This window comes from Arthrobacter sp. 05N429, assembly GCF_056397045.1.
Map to the genome: position 1 here is coordinate 67,133 of NZ_JBFTMQ010000010.1, position 18,943 is coordinate 86,075.

Annotated in this window: 8 protein-coding genes; all 8 read left to right on the forward strand. The window is 60.2% G+C overall.

Annotated features, from left to right (window positions below; translation table 11 throughout):
• Positions 1–120 precede the first annotated feature (120 nt).
• Positions 121–3,276, forward strand: coding sequence for a DEAD/DEAH box helicase (locus AC1DF4_RS15440; protein ID WP_476913704.1), 3,156 nt, complete (start codon positions 121–123; stop codon positions 3,274–3,276).
• Positions 3,277–4,066: 790 nt separating this feature from the next.
• Positions 4,067–6,403 (forward strand): HelD family protein, encoded by a 2,337-nt coding sequence (locus AC1DF4_RS15445; RefSeq protein WP_476913705.1) that lies wholly within the window; start codon positions 4,067–4,069, stop codon positions 6,401–6,403.
• 161 nt (positions 6,404–6,564) lie between these two features.
• Positions 6,565–8,355 carry a GmrSD restriction endonuclease domain-containing protein gene (locus AC1DF4_RS15450; RefSeq protein ID WP_476913706.1) on the forward strand — a complete coding sequence of 597 codons (1,791 nt, stop codon included), beginning with the start codon at positions 6,565–6,567 and terminating at the stop codon, positions 8,353–8,355.
• Between the two features lie 31 nt (positions 8,356–8,386).
• On the forward strand, positions 8,387–9,607 hold the full coding sequence (locus AC1DF4_RS15455; protein WP_476913707.1) for an exonuclease domain-containing protein: 1,221 nt from the start codon (positions 8,387–8,389) through the stop codon (positions 9,605–9,607).
• 362 nt (positions 9,608–9,969) lie between these two features.
• Entirely contained in the window at positions 9,970–12,534 is a 2,565-nt protein-coding gene (locus tag AC1DF4_RS15460) for a hypothetical protein (protein WP_476913708.1), read from the forward strand.
• Between the two features lie 2 nt (positions 12,535–12,536).
• A complete protein-coding gene (locus tag AC1DF4_RS15465) occupies positions 12,537–14,039 on the forward strand; it encodes an AAA family ATPase (RefSeq protein ID WP_476913709.1) in 1,503 nt (500 codons plus the stop codon).
• 116 nt (positions 14,040–14,155) lie between these two features.
• Entirely contained in the window at positions 14,156–16,294 is a 2,139-nt protein-coding gene (locus AC1DF4_RS15470; RefSeq protein WP_476913710.1) for a site-specific DNA-methyltransferase, read from the forward strand.
• Positions 16,291–18,924 carry a DEAD/DEAH box helicase gene (locus AC1DF4_RS15475; protein ID WP_476913711.1) on the forward strand — a complete coding sequence of 878 codons (2,634 nt, stop codon included), beginning with the start codon at positions 16,291–16,293 and terminating at the stop codon, positions 18,922–18,924. The genes AC1DF4_RS15470 and AC1DF4_RS15475 overlap by 4 nt, the downstream gene beginning before the upstream one ends.
• Positions 18,925–18,943: the final 19 nt, after the last annotated feature.

Sequence of the window (18,943 nt, forward strand, 5' to 3'; positions counted from 1 at the left end):
GGCAGGGTCGATCCAGTTTCTCCGTGGGCACGGGTGAAGTTTGGAACCGTCAAATGGCAGCGTTGCACTACTCGGGGCTAAAAGTTTGGACCCAAGACGAGTACGCAATAGCCTGGCGCAGTGACTAATTCCATTGGGGGAGTGGCAGCGAAGCAGCTGCCCGAGGGCTTGTACGAACGGCTCAACACGGAGGCGCTCGGCACTCTGCTGAACAACGCGTCTGATCTGCAGCCTCTCTTCGCAGCCATAGACGACGAAGACAGTCCGGACGTACTCTCCCGACACGTTGCCAACGCGGTCCGCCATGCCCTGGCAGCAGCAAAACCCGCCGAACGAGTGGCCCTCGCAAACAAGCTGCTCGAGGAGCTACAGCACGCAGACCGCATCGCGGCTGGTCCCACCCAGCTCCAGTCCCTTCATCGCGCCGACACCCTCAAACGCCGAAACCTTCGCCGTCCCACCACTAAGCTCAGCGACTCTGCGCTTCTGACTAACAGCAAGGACGATCCCAACCTCGCCGCGGAACTCCGTGCAGAGATCGAGTCCGCCAACACCGTCGACCTGCTCTGCGCCTTCGTCCGCTGGACAGGCCTCCGCCTGCTCCACCCGGCCCTCGAGCAGCTCAAGGAACGCGGCGCCAAACTCCGTGTCATCACCACCACCTACATGGGCGCCACGGAACGCCGCGCCATTGACGAGCTTGTCACCCGGTACGGCGCCGAAGTGAAGATCAGCTACGAAACCCAGGCCACCCGCCTGCACGCCAAAGCCTGGCTGTTCCGCCGGGACTCCGGCTTCGACACCGCCTTCGTCGGCAGCTCCAACCTCAGCCAGGCAGCTCTGCTGGACGGCCTCGAATGGAACGTCAGGCTCAGCTCAGTCGGCACGCCCGCACTGCTGCAGAAGTTCGAGGTCACCTTCGACAGCTACTGGGCGCAGCGCGCCTTCCAAAGCTACGATCCGGAACGTGACGGCGACAAGCTGGACGCCGCCCTGGAACGCAACGGCGGCCGGCGGACGGCAATCCCCGGGGCAGTCACCGGACTGGAGGTCCAGCCGTTCCTCCACCAGGAGGAGATGCTTGAAGATCTAGAGGCCGAGCGGCTCAAGGGCTTTGACCACAATCTCGTGGTCGCCGCCACCGGCACCGGCAAGACCGTCATTGCCGCCCTGGACTACAAACGCCTGTGTGAGGCAGCCAGCCGTGGTCTGAAGCTGCTCTTCGTCGCCCACCGCCAGGAAATCCTAAAACAGGCCATGCGCACCTACCGTGACGTCATGCAGGACGGCGCCTTCGGCGAACTCTACGTCGGGGAACACAAACCCCGGCAGTGGAAGCACATCTTCGCCTCCGTCCAGTCACTGTCATCCCTCGGCATTGAACAGCTGGCACCCGACTTCTTCGACGTCGTCGTCATCGATGAATTTCACCACGCCATGGCGCCCACCTACCGCCGGCTGCTGGACCACCTGCAGCCGCAGCAGCTCCTCGGACTGACCGCGACGCCCGAACGCGGCGACGGCGTCGACGTCGCCAAGCAGTTCTTCGACGGCCGCACCGCCAGCGAACTGCGCCTCTGGGATGCCCTGGACGCGGATCTGCTGGTGCCGTTCCATTACTTCGGAGTCTCGGACGACGTCGACCTCAGCCAGCTGGAGTGGAAGCGCGGCCACTACGACACCGCCCAGCTGAGCAACCTCTACACGGGCAACGACGCCCGCGCCGCCAAGGTGATCCGCGAACTGCGCGACAAGATCACCAGCACGGAGCAGATGCGGGCCATCGGCTTCTGCGTCTCGGTCCAGCACGCCAACTACATGGCAGACGTCTTCAACCGCGCCGGGATCGCCTCCGTTGCCGTCGACGGGAGCACCGACGACGCCGCCCGCGCGGCTGCGCTAGAGCGGCTCCGCACCCGGGAGATCAACTGCGTCTTCGCCGTCGACCTCTTCAACGAAGGCCTGGACCTGCCGCAGGTAGACACCATCCTGCTGCTCCGGCCCACGCAGAGCGCCACGATCTTCCTCCAGCAGCTGGGGCGCGGGCTGCGCCGCGCAGAGGGCAAGGCGGTGCTGACCGTCATGGACTTCATCGGCCAGCAGCGCCGGGAGTTCCGCTTCGATCTGCGCTACCGGGCGCTCACCGGCTACGGGCGCAAGGAGCTAGAAAAGGCTGTCGAAGACGAGTTCCCCTACCTGCCGTCGGGCTCGCAGATTGTCCTGGACCGGGTGGCGCAGAAAGTAGTGCTGGACAACATCAAGGCGCAGCTGCGGTTCAACAGGGCGCAGCTGGTCCGGGACATCGCCTCCTACGCGGAGACCGAGCTGCAGGCGTATCTCGAGCGGTCCGGGAACGACTTGAAGTCGATTTACCGGTCCACGAAGGACTCGTGGACGGGGTACTTGCGCCAGGCCGGGCTGATCGACGGGTTCTCGCCGCTGGAAGCGCTCCTCAGCGGACGGATTGAGGAGCTCTCCGACGCCGACGAGAAGAAGCTCCTCGGCCGCATGGCTGCGCTGATCCACGTGGACGATCCGGAACGTGCCAGAGCGTATTCGATGCTCGTCGGCGCCGACGCGCCCCGCTACGCGGAGCTCGGCATGCGCGAGCAGACGTTCGCCCGCATGCTCTTCTACACGCTCTGGGACGATGGCGGCGGGTTTCAGTCGTACGACAACGGTCTGGACTATCTGCGCGGCTACCAGTTTGTCTGCAGCGAGATCCGCCAAGTTGTAAAGCTCGGCGTGGCCGCGTCCAAGCATGCCGCCAAGGGTTTGGGTGCGGGGCTGCAGCATGTACCCCTGCTCTCGCACGCGACGTACCGGCGCGAGGAGGTCCTGGCTGCTCTGCAGTACGGGTCGCTGGAGCTCGGCAAGAACGTGCAGCATCGCGAAGGAGTGGCCTGGTGCCCTGCGACTTCCACCGACGCCTTCTTCGTCACGCTCAACAAGGACGACAAGAAGCATTCGGCCACCACGATGTACAAGGACTACGCCATCAGCCCGGAGCTCTTTCACTGGGAATCGCAGAACGCGACCTCTCCGGGAAGCCCGACGGGCAAGCGGTACCTGAACCGGGCCTCGCACGGTTCAAGGGTTCTGATTTTCACTCGTGACACCTCAGAGGACGAGACCGGACTGACCGTTCCGTACACGTGCCTGGGCCAGGTGGACTATGTTCAGCACGCCGGGGAGAAGCCGATCGCGATCACCTGGAAGCTGCACCGGCCGATGCCGGCGGATGTTTACGCCACAGCGGCCGCGGTAGCTCAATAACCGGCCCCATGCGGAACGAGTAGGCACGATAGATTATGGCAGTTTGGGCAGGGAACCCGCGGAGGTGCGGCAGATCTCTGAGACATCAAACCAATAGGCTTCCTCCAAGCATTCATACGAACCCAGGCAATATCCCACAATAAGTAGCGAACGCTTGGAAAGGCTGTTCCGACTAGATCCTCGTGTTCGACCGTCTGAAGTAGCCGCATTCCTGGCGCTGGATCCCCTGCTGCAGTTTGAAGAATTGAGAGAGCTTCGACGAGATACGGCACACCTGGGTGGAGGGAGCTTTGGGGCTTTGGTGGCCGTCTTTGCGGGTGCCGCCCTGGTCGCCTACCCACTGATCGTTTCGGGGGTATTTCAGTTGGCCGATCTGCCTATTCATCCTTTGATTGTCGGGGGTGGAGTCGCTGCCTTGGGTCTGGTTCTGGCACTGAGCTTTGCGCTCACCCAAAACAATCTCGGCCGTTCCGCTACGAGACTAGCTTTCTATGAAGAGGCTTTGGCGCTACAGCGTTCTGCGCGGGACAGGAGTGCTTGGCCGGGGCGAATGAGCAGACGGTCCGTACGCCGCGTCATCTGACAACTAAGGGGTGACTGCGCGTGCTCGCACCAGAACGTGCCGAGAGCGCCAAATCTGATGGTCCTCTCTTGCCCGTGGCTGGCAATGTACCACACTATAAGCCTGGCTTGTCGTGGCGAACCTGCAAAGAAATGTCTGTGCCACAGATTACATTTGTCTTCGTACATCAGTCCGGGCCGTGGGGGTCCTCAGCGAAGGGGCTCGTTCATGAGCGCGGAAGCGACAGTCAGGGATCTCTCTAAGATCGCCGAGAAAGATCAAGAGCAGGCTTATTTCGACGCCGCCAAGGAACATCGTGAAGCCGCCGCAGCATCTTGGGCTCCGTCGAATTTCTCTGGGGGGACAGCCGCAGAGCGCCGCGCCATGCATTTAGAAGCCAACCGACGGACAATCGTCGCGCCGGATGAGCCGGCTGCCTTTGGCCGCATCGACGCCGACGGTGAAGATCCCCTTTACATCGGCAAAGTGCGAATCCTCAATGAACAGAAAGACCTGCTGGTGACCAACTGGCAGTCGAAAGCGGCCGAGCCCTACAGCCAGGCCACTGCGCAGGAACCTCTGGGCCTGTCTCGGAAAAGGACCTACGACTGCCTCGGAAACGAAATCCGCGACTTCGAGGACTTGGTCTTTGGCGATATTGCTGCAGCCGTCGTCGAGCTTGAAAGCGCCAAGTACGGCGGCGACGCCCTATTGCAGGCCATGCAGCGGCGTCGAAGTGGAGCCATGGTCGACATCGTGCGGACCATACAGGCCGCCCAGGACAAGCTGGTACGAGCCGCCAAAGACCAACTCCTCGTTGTTCAGGGCGGACCGGGAACGGGCAAGACAGCGGTTGCCCTGCACCGGGTATCCTGGCTTCTCTTCAACTTTCAAGACGAGTTGCCGCCAGAGGATGTTCTCGTGGTGGGACCGAACCCGACTTTCACACGCTACATCCGGCGGGTCCTCCCGGATCTCGGTGACGAAAAGGTCCAACAGCAAGCACTCCAGCAGCTGCTCGCTGCTGACATTCGGGTCAGCGGCCGCGAATCCGACAACGTCGCATCGGTAAAGGGCTCATCCAGAATGAGCGACGTACTCGCCACTGGACTCCAGCAGCGGGTACGAATCCCGAAGGCGGACATCAAGATTCGGCGCAGGGGATCTGGTTCGACGGTGACTGCAAACGCCGGTGAACTGGCAGAGATCATCAAGTCCATAAGCAGCGCAACTTTTGCTGATGGCCGTCTTGCCCTCCGCCAACAAATCCTGCGGCTCGTAGGGCCCCAGCTTGGCGCTGCCCGCGGCACGGTTCTGGAATCGGCTCTTGACCCAGTGTCGCTCGACGCCGAAGTCGAAAAGATTTGGCCTCAGATAACGCCGCCCCAGTTCATCCGCGAACTACTCGGATCATCGGAACGGCTGCAGCGCGCTGGGGAAGGATTCCTCAGCGCAGTAGAAATTTCTCTGCTACACCGGCCTTCCGCCCCCCGAATTGCTGACGAACCATGGACCATGGCCGACCTGGCCTTGATCGATGAAGCCACTGAAATCATGCGCGGCGAACCAAAGCTCTATGGGCACATAGTGGTCGACGAAGCACAGGACCTGTCAGAGATGCAGCTTATGGCGATCCGTCGACGGTCAAAGACCGGCTCCATGACTGTCGTTGGCGACATTGCCCAGTCCACCGGACCTTACTCCCGTAATTCCTGGGATGACGTTCAAGTCTTGCTCGGGTCGTCGTTGCCGTCCGCCGTAGTGGAGCTCGAGCATGGTTATCGTGTGCCTAAAGAGGTTTTCGACGTCGCGCTGCCGGTTCTGAAGTCGGCAGCGCCCGCTGTCACACCCCCCACGATTCTCCGTGAGGCCGAGCAGCAGCCGCGCTTCATAAGAACTACTCAAACGGATTTTGCTGATGCTATTGTCGCTGCGGTCTTCGAACACAGCGGGCGCGGGCGATTTGTAGGTGTGGTCGCCTGTGAGGAACGGTGGCCGGAACTACGAACAGCATTCGAGGCGAAAGATCTCCAGTGGAGCCAGTCGAGCGACGGCGGACTATCCTCCGCCATAAATCTGGTTACCCCGGTGGATTCCAAAGGTCTTGAGTTTGACGCTGTCATTGTTGCGGACCCCCAGGCGATTTTGGATATGCCGCACGGCGGCCGGATGCTCTACATCGCGCTAACCCGCACGACAACGTACTTGGATGTTGTATATCCGGCTGGGCGGCTGCCGGTACTCCTCGGTGGACCGGACGAAGCGCCGGTGCCAGGAATGCCCGAGAGAGACGCCGCTGAAGTAGGAGAGCATCCCTCAGTTCGGTCAGAAGAGAAAGTGGAACAAAGCAACCCATCTAGCGGTCCAGACCAGGCCGACCCAGACGTACTGCGTGCGCCCTTTGGCGGGATCGAATTGGACAAGCTTGGTCCCTTTGAGCTTGGGCTTGCTGAGTCAAATGCCGTCTACCTGGCTGAAAAGATCCGGCAAAGCGTCCAGCCAGCCATCCTGCCGGCGGTGTTGGAAAAGATCGCGATCATCTTGAGCGACATTGACAGAACCTAGCACGGCCTTCACTTGGACACTCGGGTCTCGGCGGAGACGACGACCATCATGAATGACGTCCTCGACTTCGCAGGCTGGCAGCGGTTCACCTGCCTTCGAGCCGGAAGACGACGGCCTTTCTCCGCGGCGGTCGCTCAAAACCTAAAGGAAAGACGAGAACCATGGCGAAATATACAGTTCAGCAGCAGCAAGTAGACACGTTGCTCGGATGGGTTCGAAGCAAACAAATTGCCATCCCCGAAATGCAGCGGCCGTTCGTCTGGAACTCAACCAAGGTCCGCGACCTCATGGATTCGCTGTACAACGGATTCCCAATTGGCTACCTGATCACGTGGCAGAGCCTCGAAGTGGGGCTCAAAGATGGCAGTACTTCCAATTTCAAGCAGATCCTCATCGACGGCCAGCAACGTATCACTGCCATGACCGCGGCACTGGTTGGAGAACCCGTGGTTGACAAGTCGTACGCGAGAAAGCGGATCAAGATCGCGTTCAACCCGGTGTCGGAGGAATTTGCCACCCTCACGCCGGTGATCGAGAAGAATCCCGAGTGGCTTTCCGACGTGGCGGAGTTCATCAACGCAGCCTCGGTCCTCAGGATCATGAAGGACTATATGTCCGCTAATCCGGGTGTTGATGAAGTCGCCGTCGAACAAGCCCTAGGCAAGCTTGGGGCCATCAAGACGGCACAGGTGGGCATCATCACCCTGGGTGAAGATCTCGACATCAACACGGTTACCGAAATCTTCATCCGTATCAATTCAAAAGGCGTACCACTCAGCAGCGCCGACTTCGCCATGAGCAAGATTGCTAGCCATGGCGACTTCGGGTCCAATCTGCGCAAGTTGATCGACTACTTCTGCCACTTGGCCGTTGCACCCCACGTCTATGACGACATATCGGAGAATGATTCCGCCTTTGCGGCCTCGGGATACATGCAGAAGATTGCGTGGCTGCGCCGGGATACTTCCGACCTCTACGATCCGACGTACACAGATGTTATCCGTGTGGCGGGAATCAAGGGTTTCAAACGCGGCAAAGTTGCGGCACTGGTCAGCGTCTTGTCCGGGCGCGACTTCGAGACCAGGAGCTTTGACGAAGCACTCGCCGTTGAGTCCTTCAATAAGTTGGAAAGCGTTCTCCTCGAAATCGTCAACGAATACAACTTTCAGCAATTCACGATGACTATCAAGTCAGCTGGATTCGTTGCGCCGAGCATGATCAGTTCCAAGAATGCCCTGAACTTCGCCTACGCCATGTACCTTCACCTGCGCAGCGACGGGCGGATGACGGAGGGCGAGATCAAACGCGTAGTCCGGAAGTGGTTCGTGATGTCCTTGATTACCAGCCGCTACACGGGCTCCTTTGAGTCGGCCTTCGACTCCGACATCCGAAAAATATCAGAACAGGGCGCAAGCGAGTTCCTTGACAACATCGAGAAATCGTCAATGAGCGACAACTTCTGGGATGTCGCGGTCCCGATGGCGATGGACAGCCCGAGCGTTAGGAGCCCGTTCTTCCAAACCTTTCTGGCCGCCCAGGTGCATTCCGGCGCCAGAGGATTCCTCTCCAAGAACATCACGGTGGCCAACATGCTGGAGGAATCCGGCGACATCCACCACTTGGTTCCGAAAAACTACCTGCAGAAGAACGGCGTCGCTGATCGCAACGACTACAACCAAATTGCCAACTTTGCCCTGACAGAGACCCCGATCAACATCGGAATCAAGGACTCGGCGCCTGCTGATTACATGGAACGTGTGGGCCAACAGATCGGTGATGGTGAGCTTCGGCTCGGGGAAATTACGGAAACGTACGAGCTGAAAGAAAATCTCGCTGCGAATGCGGTGCCGGATTCGATCTACACGACAACGGCAGAGTCGTATAGTGACTTCCTTGTCGAGCGTCGTCTGTTGATGTCGCACTTCATTCGGGACTACTACCGCAGCCTGTAAGTTCAATTCGGCATCAACTCTGGGGGAACAAATGAACGCAGGATTCGCCGTCGTAGACGTGGAGACGACAGGGCTCTTTCCGGGGAGTCACCGCATTGCCGAGATCGCCGTCGTGCACGTCGAACCGGACGGCACTGTCAGCAACCGCTGGGATACGCTGGTCAATCCGCAGCGGGACCTGGGCCCGCAGCACATCCATGGCATCCGCGCAGCAGACATCCTCCATGCCCCTGTCTTCGGGGACATTGCGCATGACGTCATGGAGTTGCTGGCCGGACGCGTGTTGGTTGCGCACAACGTTCACTTCGACTACCGGTTTGTCTCGCATGAACTGGGGCGCGCCGGCCTGGAGCTGCCGTTCGAGGTCCATGATTGCCTGTGCACGATGAAGCTCGCACGCCGCTACCTGCCCGGGGCTGGCCGCTCCCTGAAGGACTGCTGCGACAGCTTTGGGCTGAACCTGGAGAACGCCCACAGCGCCGGGGACGACGCTGAAGCCGCCGCCCATGTGCTGAGCAACTACCTCCGGATGGACGCCGATAACCCCGAGTGGTTCAGCGCCCTGGACCGCGCCTACTTTGCGTCGTGGCCGACGGTCTCGCCCAAGCGACTGCCGCCGACCCTGCGTCGTACGGTGGAGGATCCGCAGCCACATTTCTTGGAGCGCCTGGTGAACCGGCTGCCCGAAGTCGCGGGCCCGGACGAGCACAGTGCCTATCTGGCCATGCTTGACCGCGCACTTATGGACCGGCAGATTTCCGTGTCCGAGGCAGACGGACTTGTGACGCTCGCCGACTCGCTGGGGATCAGCCGAAGCACCGCTGAAGAACTTCACATCAAGTACATGATTTCCATGCTCGCCGCAGCCTGGGACGACGGAGTGGTTACTGCCGATGAGGAGGCTGACCTCCGGATCGTCGGTGCCCTCCTCGACATCAGCCAGGAATCCATCACCCGCGGGCTCGCTGGTCCTGTCTCCGGGCAGGATGCGGAAACCGGTGCTGCAGTGCAGTCGCTGGTGCTGGCTGCCGGCGACAAGGTCGTGCTCACCGGTGAAATGTCGCGGGATCGGAGCGACATTGAGGCGGATCTGCGAGCTGCCGGGTTTGTCCCGCATCCGGCGATCACCAAGGCGGTGAAACTGCTGGTCGCGGCAGATCCCGACAGCCTGTCGGGCAAAGCCAAGAAAGCCCGCGGATATGGAATCACGGTGGTAGGGGAGAGCTACCTGTCCCAGTTGTTGGGGGCTTAGTCTGAGTGCTCGTTGATGCCGCTGACGCTCAGTGCACCAAAGAGGCTCCCTGTCGGCTCCAAACCGCACTCCGTCCGCTCGCCGAGGCATTGGTGCCCGTAGAGGTGGCAACAACGCGCGTCTTCATGCCGATGTCCTCTCTCAGGCGATAGGGTGAACTGCGAAGCAACTGGGGAGGTTCATTGGCAACGAAGTCAGTCGGGGGCGGCTCTGGTGCCGTTGCCTCCTCCTCGCACGCAGCGTGTGCGCGATTTCGAGGCACTGACCCGCTCATTACTGGATTGACTCGGCGAAACCTCGCGAAGGCTGTGGGCTTCGCTGACACAGCGGGTGGTATCCCGCAAGCGCGGTGGATGCGTGCAATGACGTTCGAGCGCTTGATTCGTCAAGAATCGTTTGCAAGCAAGATTGCTACGACGGCCGTCGGGTACCTCGGTCTTGACCGCCCGAGCGAGGTTGTTACCGTCAATGCCCACGTCAACGTGAGTACAACAGCGAAACTACTGGCTGACGCCCACGAACGCGCGCTCCTATCCGGTTCGGCCACACTTATCTACGACATGGCTGTTCCGTTCGTCGGCTTCGAAGATTCTCGGGCAACTGACGTGAAGCCAGACTTCGCCGTCGTAGCGCGCAAAGCCGCGTTAGACGGACCGGGAACCTGGCTCATAGTCGGCGACGCCAAAGACTATGAGCGACTGCGTTCGCGTATCGAGGACTCCCGCATGCTCAAGGGCTTCCTGCAAGTCGCGGTCGGTGCCGAATCCTGCAGGGGGTGGTCCCAGCTGCCGGCGGAAATGGGCGTCCACACCCATGGAGTCCTGGCAGTGCCGCGAAACTCCTTCCTGCAGCCTGAACCCGTGGTGGAAAACCTTCACGATTACCGGGAGGAGGTGCTGCTCCGCATTGCGGAGCGCCGCGCCGAGGCCCTTGCGGCCAACTATGACGAGTCAACTCCGCTGCCCGAGTTGGTGTCTCACCTAGAAGCCACGTTCGACCCGACAGCCTGCACCACATGTACGCTCTTCTCCTTCTGCCGAGACGAACTCCGCAGGTCCAAGGACCCGGCTGATCTCCTGATCGAACTGGGAATCAGGCGCGACCTGCGTACACCGGCGCTCGGCTTGGTCGACGGTGCGAGCGACGTCGGCCGAGTCCCTGCGACTGTGGCCGCAAATATCATTGCAACCCTTCACGGCGTAGCCCAGCCGACCGGTCAGCTGCGTGTGGACGCGGTCGGACTCCCCGGTACCGTGAACATTGTCATGGCCAAGTCCGACGCCGCCGCGCTCGGTGTTCACGGTCTGGCTATCCAACGTGTCACCCCTGACGGCCGAACCGAGTGGCAGAACTACGTTTACAACGACCCTCAATCTCCGGCCACGCGACGCCAGGTGATGCGGACCCTTGGAAGGGCCTTAAACCTTGCGATGCGCGAGCAGCGGATAGCCAACCCCGAGTCGCCCGGCGCGATCCACGTCGTTGTTCCTGACCGGGTCACTGCCGATGTTCTCGTTTCCATAGCGGACAACCTCGCTGGCGTTGAGCTGAGCCGACTGCGTTGGCAGCGTGACAAGGACATGGGGCGGCCGGCCCTGACTTTCGATGGTGAGCCAGCCGAGATGCCCCCAGCCATCAGCGAGACCGACAGGACTGCCATCTCATTCTTGCTCGAGGAGGACCGCGCTCGTGCGTTCTCACTCAGATGTCCCATCATTGACGTGCGCGCCGTACTCGCTAAGCATTTCATCGCCGGAGGTCCGACTGCGAGCTCCGGCCGTCTCGACTATCTCCTCGGATGGGCGGAGGCCGCGAACCGAGGCGCACTGGATCAGCGTGCCTATGCCGATGCGGTCGAGGGGAGCATACATACGCCGGGGGCCCGCCTCACGAACACTCAGTCAGACGCGATTCACGTGGCTCTCACCGGCACACGCGGTCGGGCGGCCGGAAGTGGCCCTGCCGATCAACAGTCTTATCAAGACCTCGTTAAAGAAGAACTCGCGTACAAGTGCGGCGTTCTCGACCGCGCTCTGGATGCGCTCGAGAATCTCCCGGCGTCAACGCTCCGCGACGCGCACCGGACAGTCGAAAGCGCGGCCCAGGAAGTCTGGCGCCGGCGGCTTTCGCTGCACGCGTCCGACCTCGTTCGGTTCGGGCGCACCTACCGCTTTTGGAGAAACTCGCAAGTCYGGATGATCGAAAGTGACCAACGCTGCACAGCCCAATTGCTGGCCCTGTCGAACCCGCAGTCCGCCCACGACCTTGCGACTTTGGCCGGCACGCGAGAAGTCGCATTCGCGACGGTGGTATCGACAGATCCGATAATCCTCGATGTGGATTCGCGTCGGATTGTGGACGGCTCGAGAGTCGTCATGGTCGTTCACGACGACAAGGCCTGCAGCGAAGCGGCGATCACCTCCGTAGATGTGTCGCCCAAGAGCTCGTTTAAGATCGACGGCATGAGCATTGGTCCGCTTCACCGAGCAGGCGTTGTGGACGAAGCAGCGCCCAAGACGCATCTCGTCTGGTCGCCGCAGGTGGTTCCCCCCCTGAGCGTGGGGGACCGGCTGATAGTTGCTGACTTTGAGTGGTTCTCAAATAACCAAGGGAACCGCTACCTCCAAGTTGCTAAGCCGGGACTCGATTCCCAATCTGCGCCTAGGGCGGACTGTGAGAGTGGTTCACATGACGAGGCGCCGCAGCTCCATCAGTGGTGCTGCCGTTCTCACGAGAGTCGGGAAGGGGAGTGGTCTGACGTCATCGCCGACCGCCGAGCCCGCGGCCAACTTAACCCACAGGTATGGCCCCCGGTTCGCGACGGCGATGCGTTTGAAGTCATCCCTTCTGGATCCCCTGTCGGCAACCCTTACTCTGAGCCAAGCGAAATGGTTCCGGCGGACCTCACGATCGATGACGTGGAGTGACGATGGCCGACTACTTCGCACCACCAGAAATCATCGCAACAGGTGCCGCTCATCACCTTGCCGCGGTAGCGCGCAACGCCGCAATCTCCGACGACGCTAGTCGCGAACTTGCCGATGTCCTCTCGGGGGCGTCTCCCGTCGAACGTATTCTGCTTAAGGCCGCAGCCGGCGCTGGCAAGTCGCACGTCCTGAAGCGTCTCGTAGCTGAGGCATATGCCCACCCTGCCTGCAAGCGGGCCGTCGTCGTTGCATTCACCAACAAGCAGGTGCGTCCACTGGCAACCGCGCTGGGGAAGGGCCTGGGCCGCGACCGCGTGTGCCTGTTGGTTTCAGTCCAGCAGTGGGGCGAGGTACCTCAGGAGGTGAGCGACGCAGCCACAGTCGTCACGAGAACGTCAGACATTCCTGACACGGCTTCCGTCGTAGTGGCTACCTGCAGCCGGCTCGGGGCACCCAATGAGATTAGTCGGCTTCGGGACCGCTTGGGTGCTGGAAACAACGGCGAAGCGCCGTTCGACGTCATGTTCGTCGACGAGGCGTGGCAGATACCGCATCACCTTTTCGACAAGGTCACCAAGGCTGCGCCCAAGTGGGTTGCCGTTGGCGACGTCGGTCAGCTCCCACCGCTCGAGATCGGCGAAAACCCGTGGCGGGGGGATGCTGGATACAATCCTTACCGTGCTTGGCCGACCGACTACGATGACGACGCCCATACCTGGGCCAGAGAGCTGCCTGCAGTGTGGCGCCCATCTGTTGGGCATCTGGGCCTGTGGCGGGCCTTCTATCCCGAGTGGGACAGGCTCGACTGTGTCGCGGCGCTCGGTGACCGAGTCCTTAACCTGGGGACGATGGATGGTCCAATTACTGAGATCTGGGGACAGGTCGGTACCGGCGTACCTACGCTTCTCGAAGTCGAGGGTTTGCCCGAGCCAGAGGCCGCAGACATCGACGGTCCGTTGTTGGAATTCGTCGAGGCGTTGCTCGGCGAATTCTTCTCTGCCGGACCAAGCCTTGAGACTCAGGAATACGACTCTGACGGAACGCCGATCGGCAGCTTCGCCGTTGCTAAGCCCGGCGGTGACCACGAAAATCCTCTGGTGGCCATCCTCGCCACGCGCAACCAGGCCGTCGACGATGCGGCAGAAGTAGTTGTTCGATTGCGAGAGAAGTACGACCTCACCGAACGAGACATCGTGAGCTCGACGGTAGACTCATACCAGGGACAGACCAACGGAATCACAGTCGCCATCCACCCGCTCAACGGAGCAGCCGAGCTTGACACGTTCAACTCTGCGTTCGGGCGGCTAGCCGTGACATGCACCCGCGCCACCCACGGGCTACTCATGGTTGCGCGGCCGGGCCTCGACGAACTGCTTGCCCAAGCACCCGCGCGGCCGGGCACACCGTTCGGAGAGCCCGGCAACCGGCAGCTGCCCCGGCAGACCCACCAGCGGATTCTCGCTACGTTTGCGCGCGGCCGGGTCGATGTCTCTGATGACGGGTAGCTGGCACTCGCAGCAGAGTGGTGAGGAAGCCGCCGGCAACCACCGGATCACTTCCACCGCTTACGGAGCCCCTTAGGCTTGCTCACTTCCACATATATCGACGACAAAGGAGCCTGATGTCCCGGCTAAATGACCTGCTCAGACGGTTGAACACCAGCGACCCCGCGCTAGCTGCTGACCTTAAGCGGGAGGTGGATGCCCTTGCTGACCGCCGGGCATTTGGCCTTAACTTCGAGCGTCACGCACCGGAGGCTGTCGAGCTTCCTGGCCGCAAGGTACAAAAGAACGCCAAGGTACGAATCTTGCCGCAGCGCGGGACAAAACGAACGGCGGAGAACGACAGACTCTGGCGAGTTCTATCCATCAACCGAGTCAGCGAGACAGCAACCGCGAATCTTGAGGCGCTCGACGGAGAGGATACGCAGAGTGCCCAGCTCAGCGACCTAGTCGTCGTCGCTGAATTTCGTGATCCGATCTTTCCTGGTCTCGTCTCGACCGGAACGGTGGAACGGGGCGGCGACAAACCGTTCCACACGGTGATCAACGCAGAGAATTTCCACGCTCTCCAGTCGTTGCTGTTCACACATCGTGGCAAGGTCGACTGCATCTACATCGACCCGCCCTATAACACTGGGGCAAAGGACTGGAAGTACAACAACGACTATGTAGAAGGCGACGACCTCTACCGCCACTCCAAGTGGCTGGCTTTCATGGAACGACGCCTTATGCTGGCCCAGCAGTTGCTAAATCCTGATGACTCGGTTCTCATCGTGACGATCGACGAAAAGGAAGTGCATCGACTGGGGCTTCTTCTGGAGCACGTCTTCGGGGGAGCACGTATCCAAATGATTACTACGGTTACGAATCAGCGCGGTGTAGCTCGAGGTCAGGAATTTGCCCGAGTCGAGGAGTACGCTCTGGTCGTCTTCCTTGGGGCAGCTCGCGTTGCGCAAGGAGTCGACGACAAGCTCACATCGAACGAGACAATCGCCAAACAGCGAATAGACATTTGGAATCGCCTGATGCGACGGGGAACGGACTCGCTTCGCGCCGACTCGCCGCGGCAGTTCTACCCCATCTTCATTGATCCGCACCGGAAGGCCATTGTCTCAGTGGGAGACCCGCTTCCCCTTCAAGCATCGCGAAAAGATGTCTTGGTACCTGAGGGACTGGTTGCTGTTTGGCCGATGCGAACCAATGGAGCAGAAGGACGGTGGACTCTAAGTTCTGAGACTCTGCGCAAGTACGCATCTGAGGGCATAGCGAAGGTCGGCGCCTACAACAAGACCCGCGATACGTGGTCGATTAGCTACCTCATCAGCAAAGACATCGGGAGGATCGAGAGTGGTGAGATTCGGGTCGTTGGAAGAGATGCGAACGGAGTGCTTAATCTCGAGCACGCTCAGGAAATAGAGCGAAAGAAGTTGCCGCGGACCGTCTGGTATAGGGACTCTCATAACGCGGGCACTTATGGGTCTGAGCTGCTGAGCCGTTTTGTCCCTGGGCGCAAGTTTCCGTTCCCTAAATCGCTGTACTTGGTCGAAGACATGCTGCGAGTATTCCTGGGCGAAAAGCCGGACGGGGTGGTGCTCGATTTCTTCTCAGGGTCAGGGACGACCGCCCACGCTGTCATGCGATTGAACCGGCAGGACGGTGGACGCAGACGGGCCATTTGCGTGACTAACAACGAAGTGTCGGCTGACGAGCAGGCCGCTCTCAGGAAGAGGAATCTACGTCCCGGCGACCCGGAGTGGGAGGCCCTCGGTATTTGTGAGTACATAACTAAACCGAGGCTAGAGGCCGCAATTACTGGACTCACTCCTGATGGTGAACCAATCAAGGGCGACTATAAATTTATAGATGATTTTCCAATGGCCCATGGCTTTGAAGAGAACGTCGAGTTCTTTACGCTTACATACGAGTCTCCTCTTCGAGTGTCCTCCAACCGGGAGTTCGCCAAAATTGCCCCTCTACTTTGGACACGGGCAGGATCCCTAGGCCGGCGCATCGATGACGTCACGGCCGGATGGGATGTCGCCGAAACCTATGGTGTCATTACAGATTTGAACCAGACCGAGGTTTTCCTCAAAGAAGTGAAAGCAAACGAAGGCGTGACGCTCGTCTACATCGTGACTGACGAGGACCGTCTTTTCGAATCGGTGGTGCGGGAGCTGCCCGAGCATGTTGAACCCGTGCGGCTGTACGAGGCCTACTTGCGCAACTTCGAGATCGAGACGGGAAGGAACTCACGGTGAAATTCACACTGAAGGACTATCAGGACGACGCCGTCGCCGATGTACTAGTCAACCTCGAACGTGCCAAGACGGAGTATGAACGAGACGGGCGAGAGTCGTCGTTTTCTCTTACTGCTGCTACCGGCGCAGGCAAGACCGTGATGGCGGCGGCAGCGATCGAAGCACTTTTTTACGGAAGCGAGCGCTTTGATTTCGACCCGGATCCCGGCGCCGTCGTTATCTGGTTCTCCGATGACCCAAACCTCAATGACCAGACCCGAATGCGCCTGATGGATGCATCCGAGAAGTTCTCGTCATCGGACCTTGTTGCTATCCAGCCACCGTTCGCGAAGCCCCGTCTGGACCCGGGCAAGGTCTACTTCCTCAACACGGGCAAGCTAACGAAGAACTCTCTCCTCACGCGCGGCCACGACGAGAACCCGGATGACCAGCTTTCAGGACTGACCGACATTGCCACGCCGGACATGCAGGGATGGACGATTTGGGAGACGATCGCCAACACCATAGCGGACGAGAATCTCACGCTCTATCTGGTGCTCGATGAAGCGCATCGCGGATTCAACACGAGAGTGACCGGAGACAAGCCCACGATCGTTCGAAAGCTTGTCAACGGGCACGCGGGCTACCCAGCGGTTCCGATCGTTTGGGGCATTTCCGCTACAATCGAGCGTTTTCAAGAGGCGATGACGGCGGCCGATGCGAACAAAGATCGCCGTGCGTACCCTTCTGTCGTGGTCGATCCTTCCAGGGTGCAGGAATCCGGCCTGGTAAAAGATGTCGTGGCGTTGAACATTCCAAACGAAGCCGGCAACTTTGACACGACTCTCGTCCGACTGGCTGCACGGAAGCTCACTCAGTCCACCGAGCGGTGGGCCAAGTACGGTCAGTCCCAAGGGGCTCTCGAGGTCGTCAAGCCGCTACTGGTGTTGCAGACGCCTAACAAGCCGGAGGGCGATGATATTGGACGCGCGCTTGACGCCATTGCCGAAGAATATCCTCAGCTAAACGGCTATAACGTTCGGCACGTGTTCGGTGATCACACAACTCAGCGATTCGGCGCCTGGGAGGTCGACTGGATCGAGCCCCAACACGTTGAAGAGAACGACAAGGTTCGAGTACTCATCGCTAAGGATGCGATCTCCACGGGGTGGGACTGCCCGCGTGCTGAGGTAATGGTGTCGTTCCGCCCGGCCAAGGACAACACGCACATCACGCAATTGCTTGGTCGCATGGTGCGCAGCCCCCTCGCGCGCCGGGTGCCTGGCGACGAGCGGCTCAATTCGGTCGACTGCATCCTGCCGTTCTTCGACCGAACCACCGCCGGGCAGGTCGTTAAATACCTCACCGGTCAGCTGGAGGAAATGCCCGGAACAGCAGGCAAGAAGATCCTGCTCGACGGACGGGAATTGTTGGCCAATCCCACTATTTCGGAAACTGTCTGGGCAGCGTGGGACGAGCTTCCAACTGAAACGCTTCCAAAGCGCGGTGCACGCCCGGTCAAGCGACTCGTGGCTCTGGCCCAAGCCCTCGCCATGGACGGCCTAAGGCCCGAAGCTCTCCGCGATGCCGAGAGGGAGATGCACGCCATCCTCGATGGCTACGCCGCTCGGTATTCAAAGCTGCTCGATGAAGCCGTCGGGCAGGTTTGGCGAGTGGACGTCCAGGAAATTTCCGGAAAGGTCGGAGCCTCCAAACTCAGCTATCGCGAGTTTGCTGAACATGCCGACGAACGGGCGATCCGCACCGCATTCGAAGATGCGAAGAAAGCCTTCGGTGCAGACGTTGCCCAGTCGTACGTCAACTATCTGGCCGGCCCAGACGACGAAGACGCGGATGATGACGGACTGCGGGACGCTTTTGTTAAAGCGTCAGCCCTTGCAACGATCAAAGAAGTCCGCGAAAAGGTAGATCAAGAGGCAACCGAGATCGTGGATCGTTGGTTTGCCGAGAGCCGGGTGGACCTGAAGGGCCTGCCGGACGAGCGACAGCAGGAGTACGAGGACATCCGTTCGATGTCCACCGATCCACAACGGGGGGTCCTCGGTCGACCGCGCTCCCGCATGGAGGATTACCAGGTAGTAGACGCAAACGAGCAGCTAAGCGTGGCGCCACTGGCGAGCCTTCACCTCATGTCGGATGAAGACGGTCAATTCCCGCTCAGCTCGCTAAACAAGTGGGAACATGACGTAGTGAATACCGAGCTTTCTCGTCCGAATGCCGTCGGGTGGTACCGGAACCCGTCGCGTGCCGCTGTCGACTCGCTAGGTATCGCGTACCGTGATGGGAAAGGCAACTGGCGATCGATGCACCCAGACTTCATTTTCTTCCATGAGATCAACGGTCAGATCAAGGCATCCATCGTCGACCCTCACGGACATCACCTTGAAGATGCAGTCACGAAGCTAAGGGCGCTGGCGGAATTCGCCGAAAAGTACGGCGATAGCTTTTACCGAATCGAGGCCATCAGTCAGCTGGATAACTCGATGCGAGTGCTTGACATGCAGGTCTCCGAGGTTCGCGATGCCGTGCGTCACCGGAACGATTCGGCAGCTGACTTCTATTTCTCAGACATTGCTGTCGAATATGACTCTTCGAAGACGCCCGGCCACGGTCGCCTGATGAACCACTGACGGTGTAGGGAGCCCGGTA

What these genes read in the sequence shown, in the direction of transcription:
- AC1DF4_RS15445 (WP_476913705.1), top strand. Translation starts at nt 4,067, where the DNA reads ATGAGCGCGGAAGCGACAGTCAGGGATCTCTCTAAGATCGCCGAGAAA.
- AC1DF4_RS15450 (WP_476913706.1), top strand. Translation starts at nt 6,565, where the DNA reads ATGGCGAAATATACAGTTCAGCAGCAGCAAGTAGACACGTTGCTCGGA.
- AC1DF4_RS15455 (WP_476913707.1), top strand. Translation starts at nt 8,387, where the DNA reads ATGAACGCAGGATTCGCCGTCGTAGACGTGGAGACGACAGGGCTCTTT.
- AC1DF4_RS15465 (WP_476913709.1), top strand. Translation starts at nt 12,537, where the DNA reads ATGGCCGACTACTTCGCACCACCAGAAATCATCGCAACAGGTGCCGCT.
- AC1DF4_RS15470 (WP_476913710.1), top strand. Translation starts at nt 14,156, where the DNA reads ATGTCCCGGCTAAATGACCTGCTCAGACGGTTGAACACCAGCGACCCC.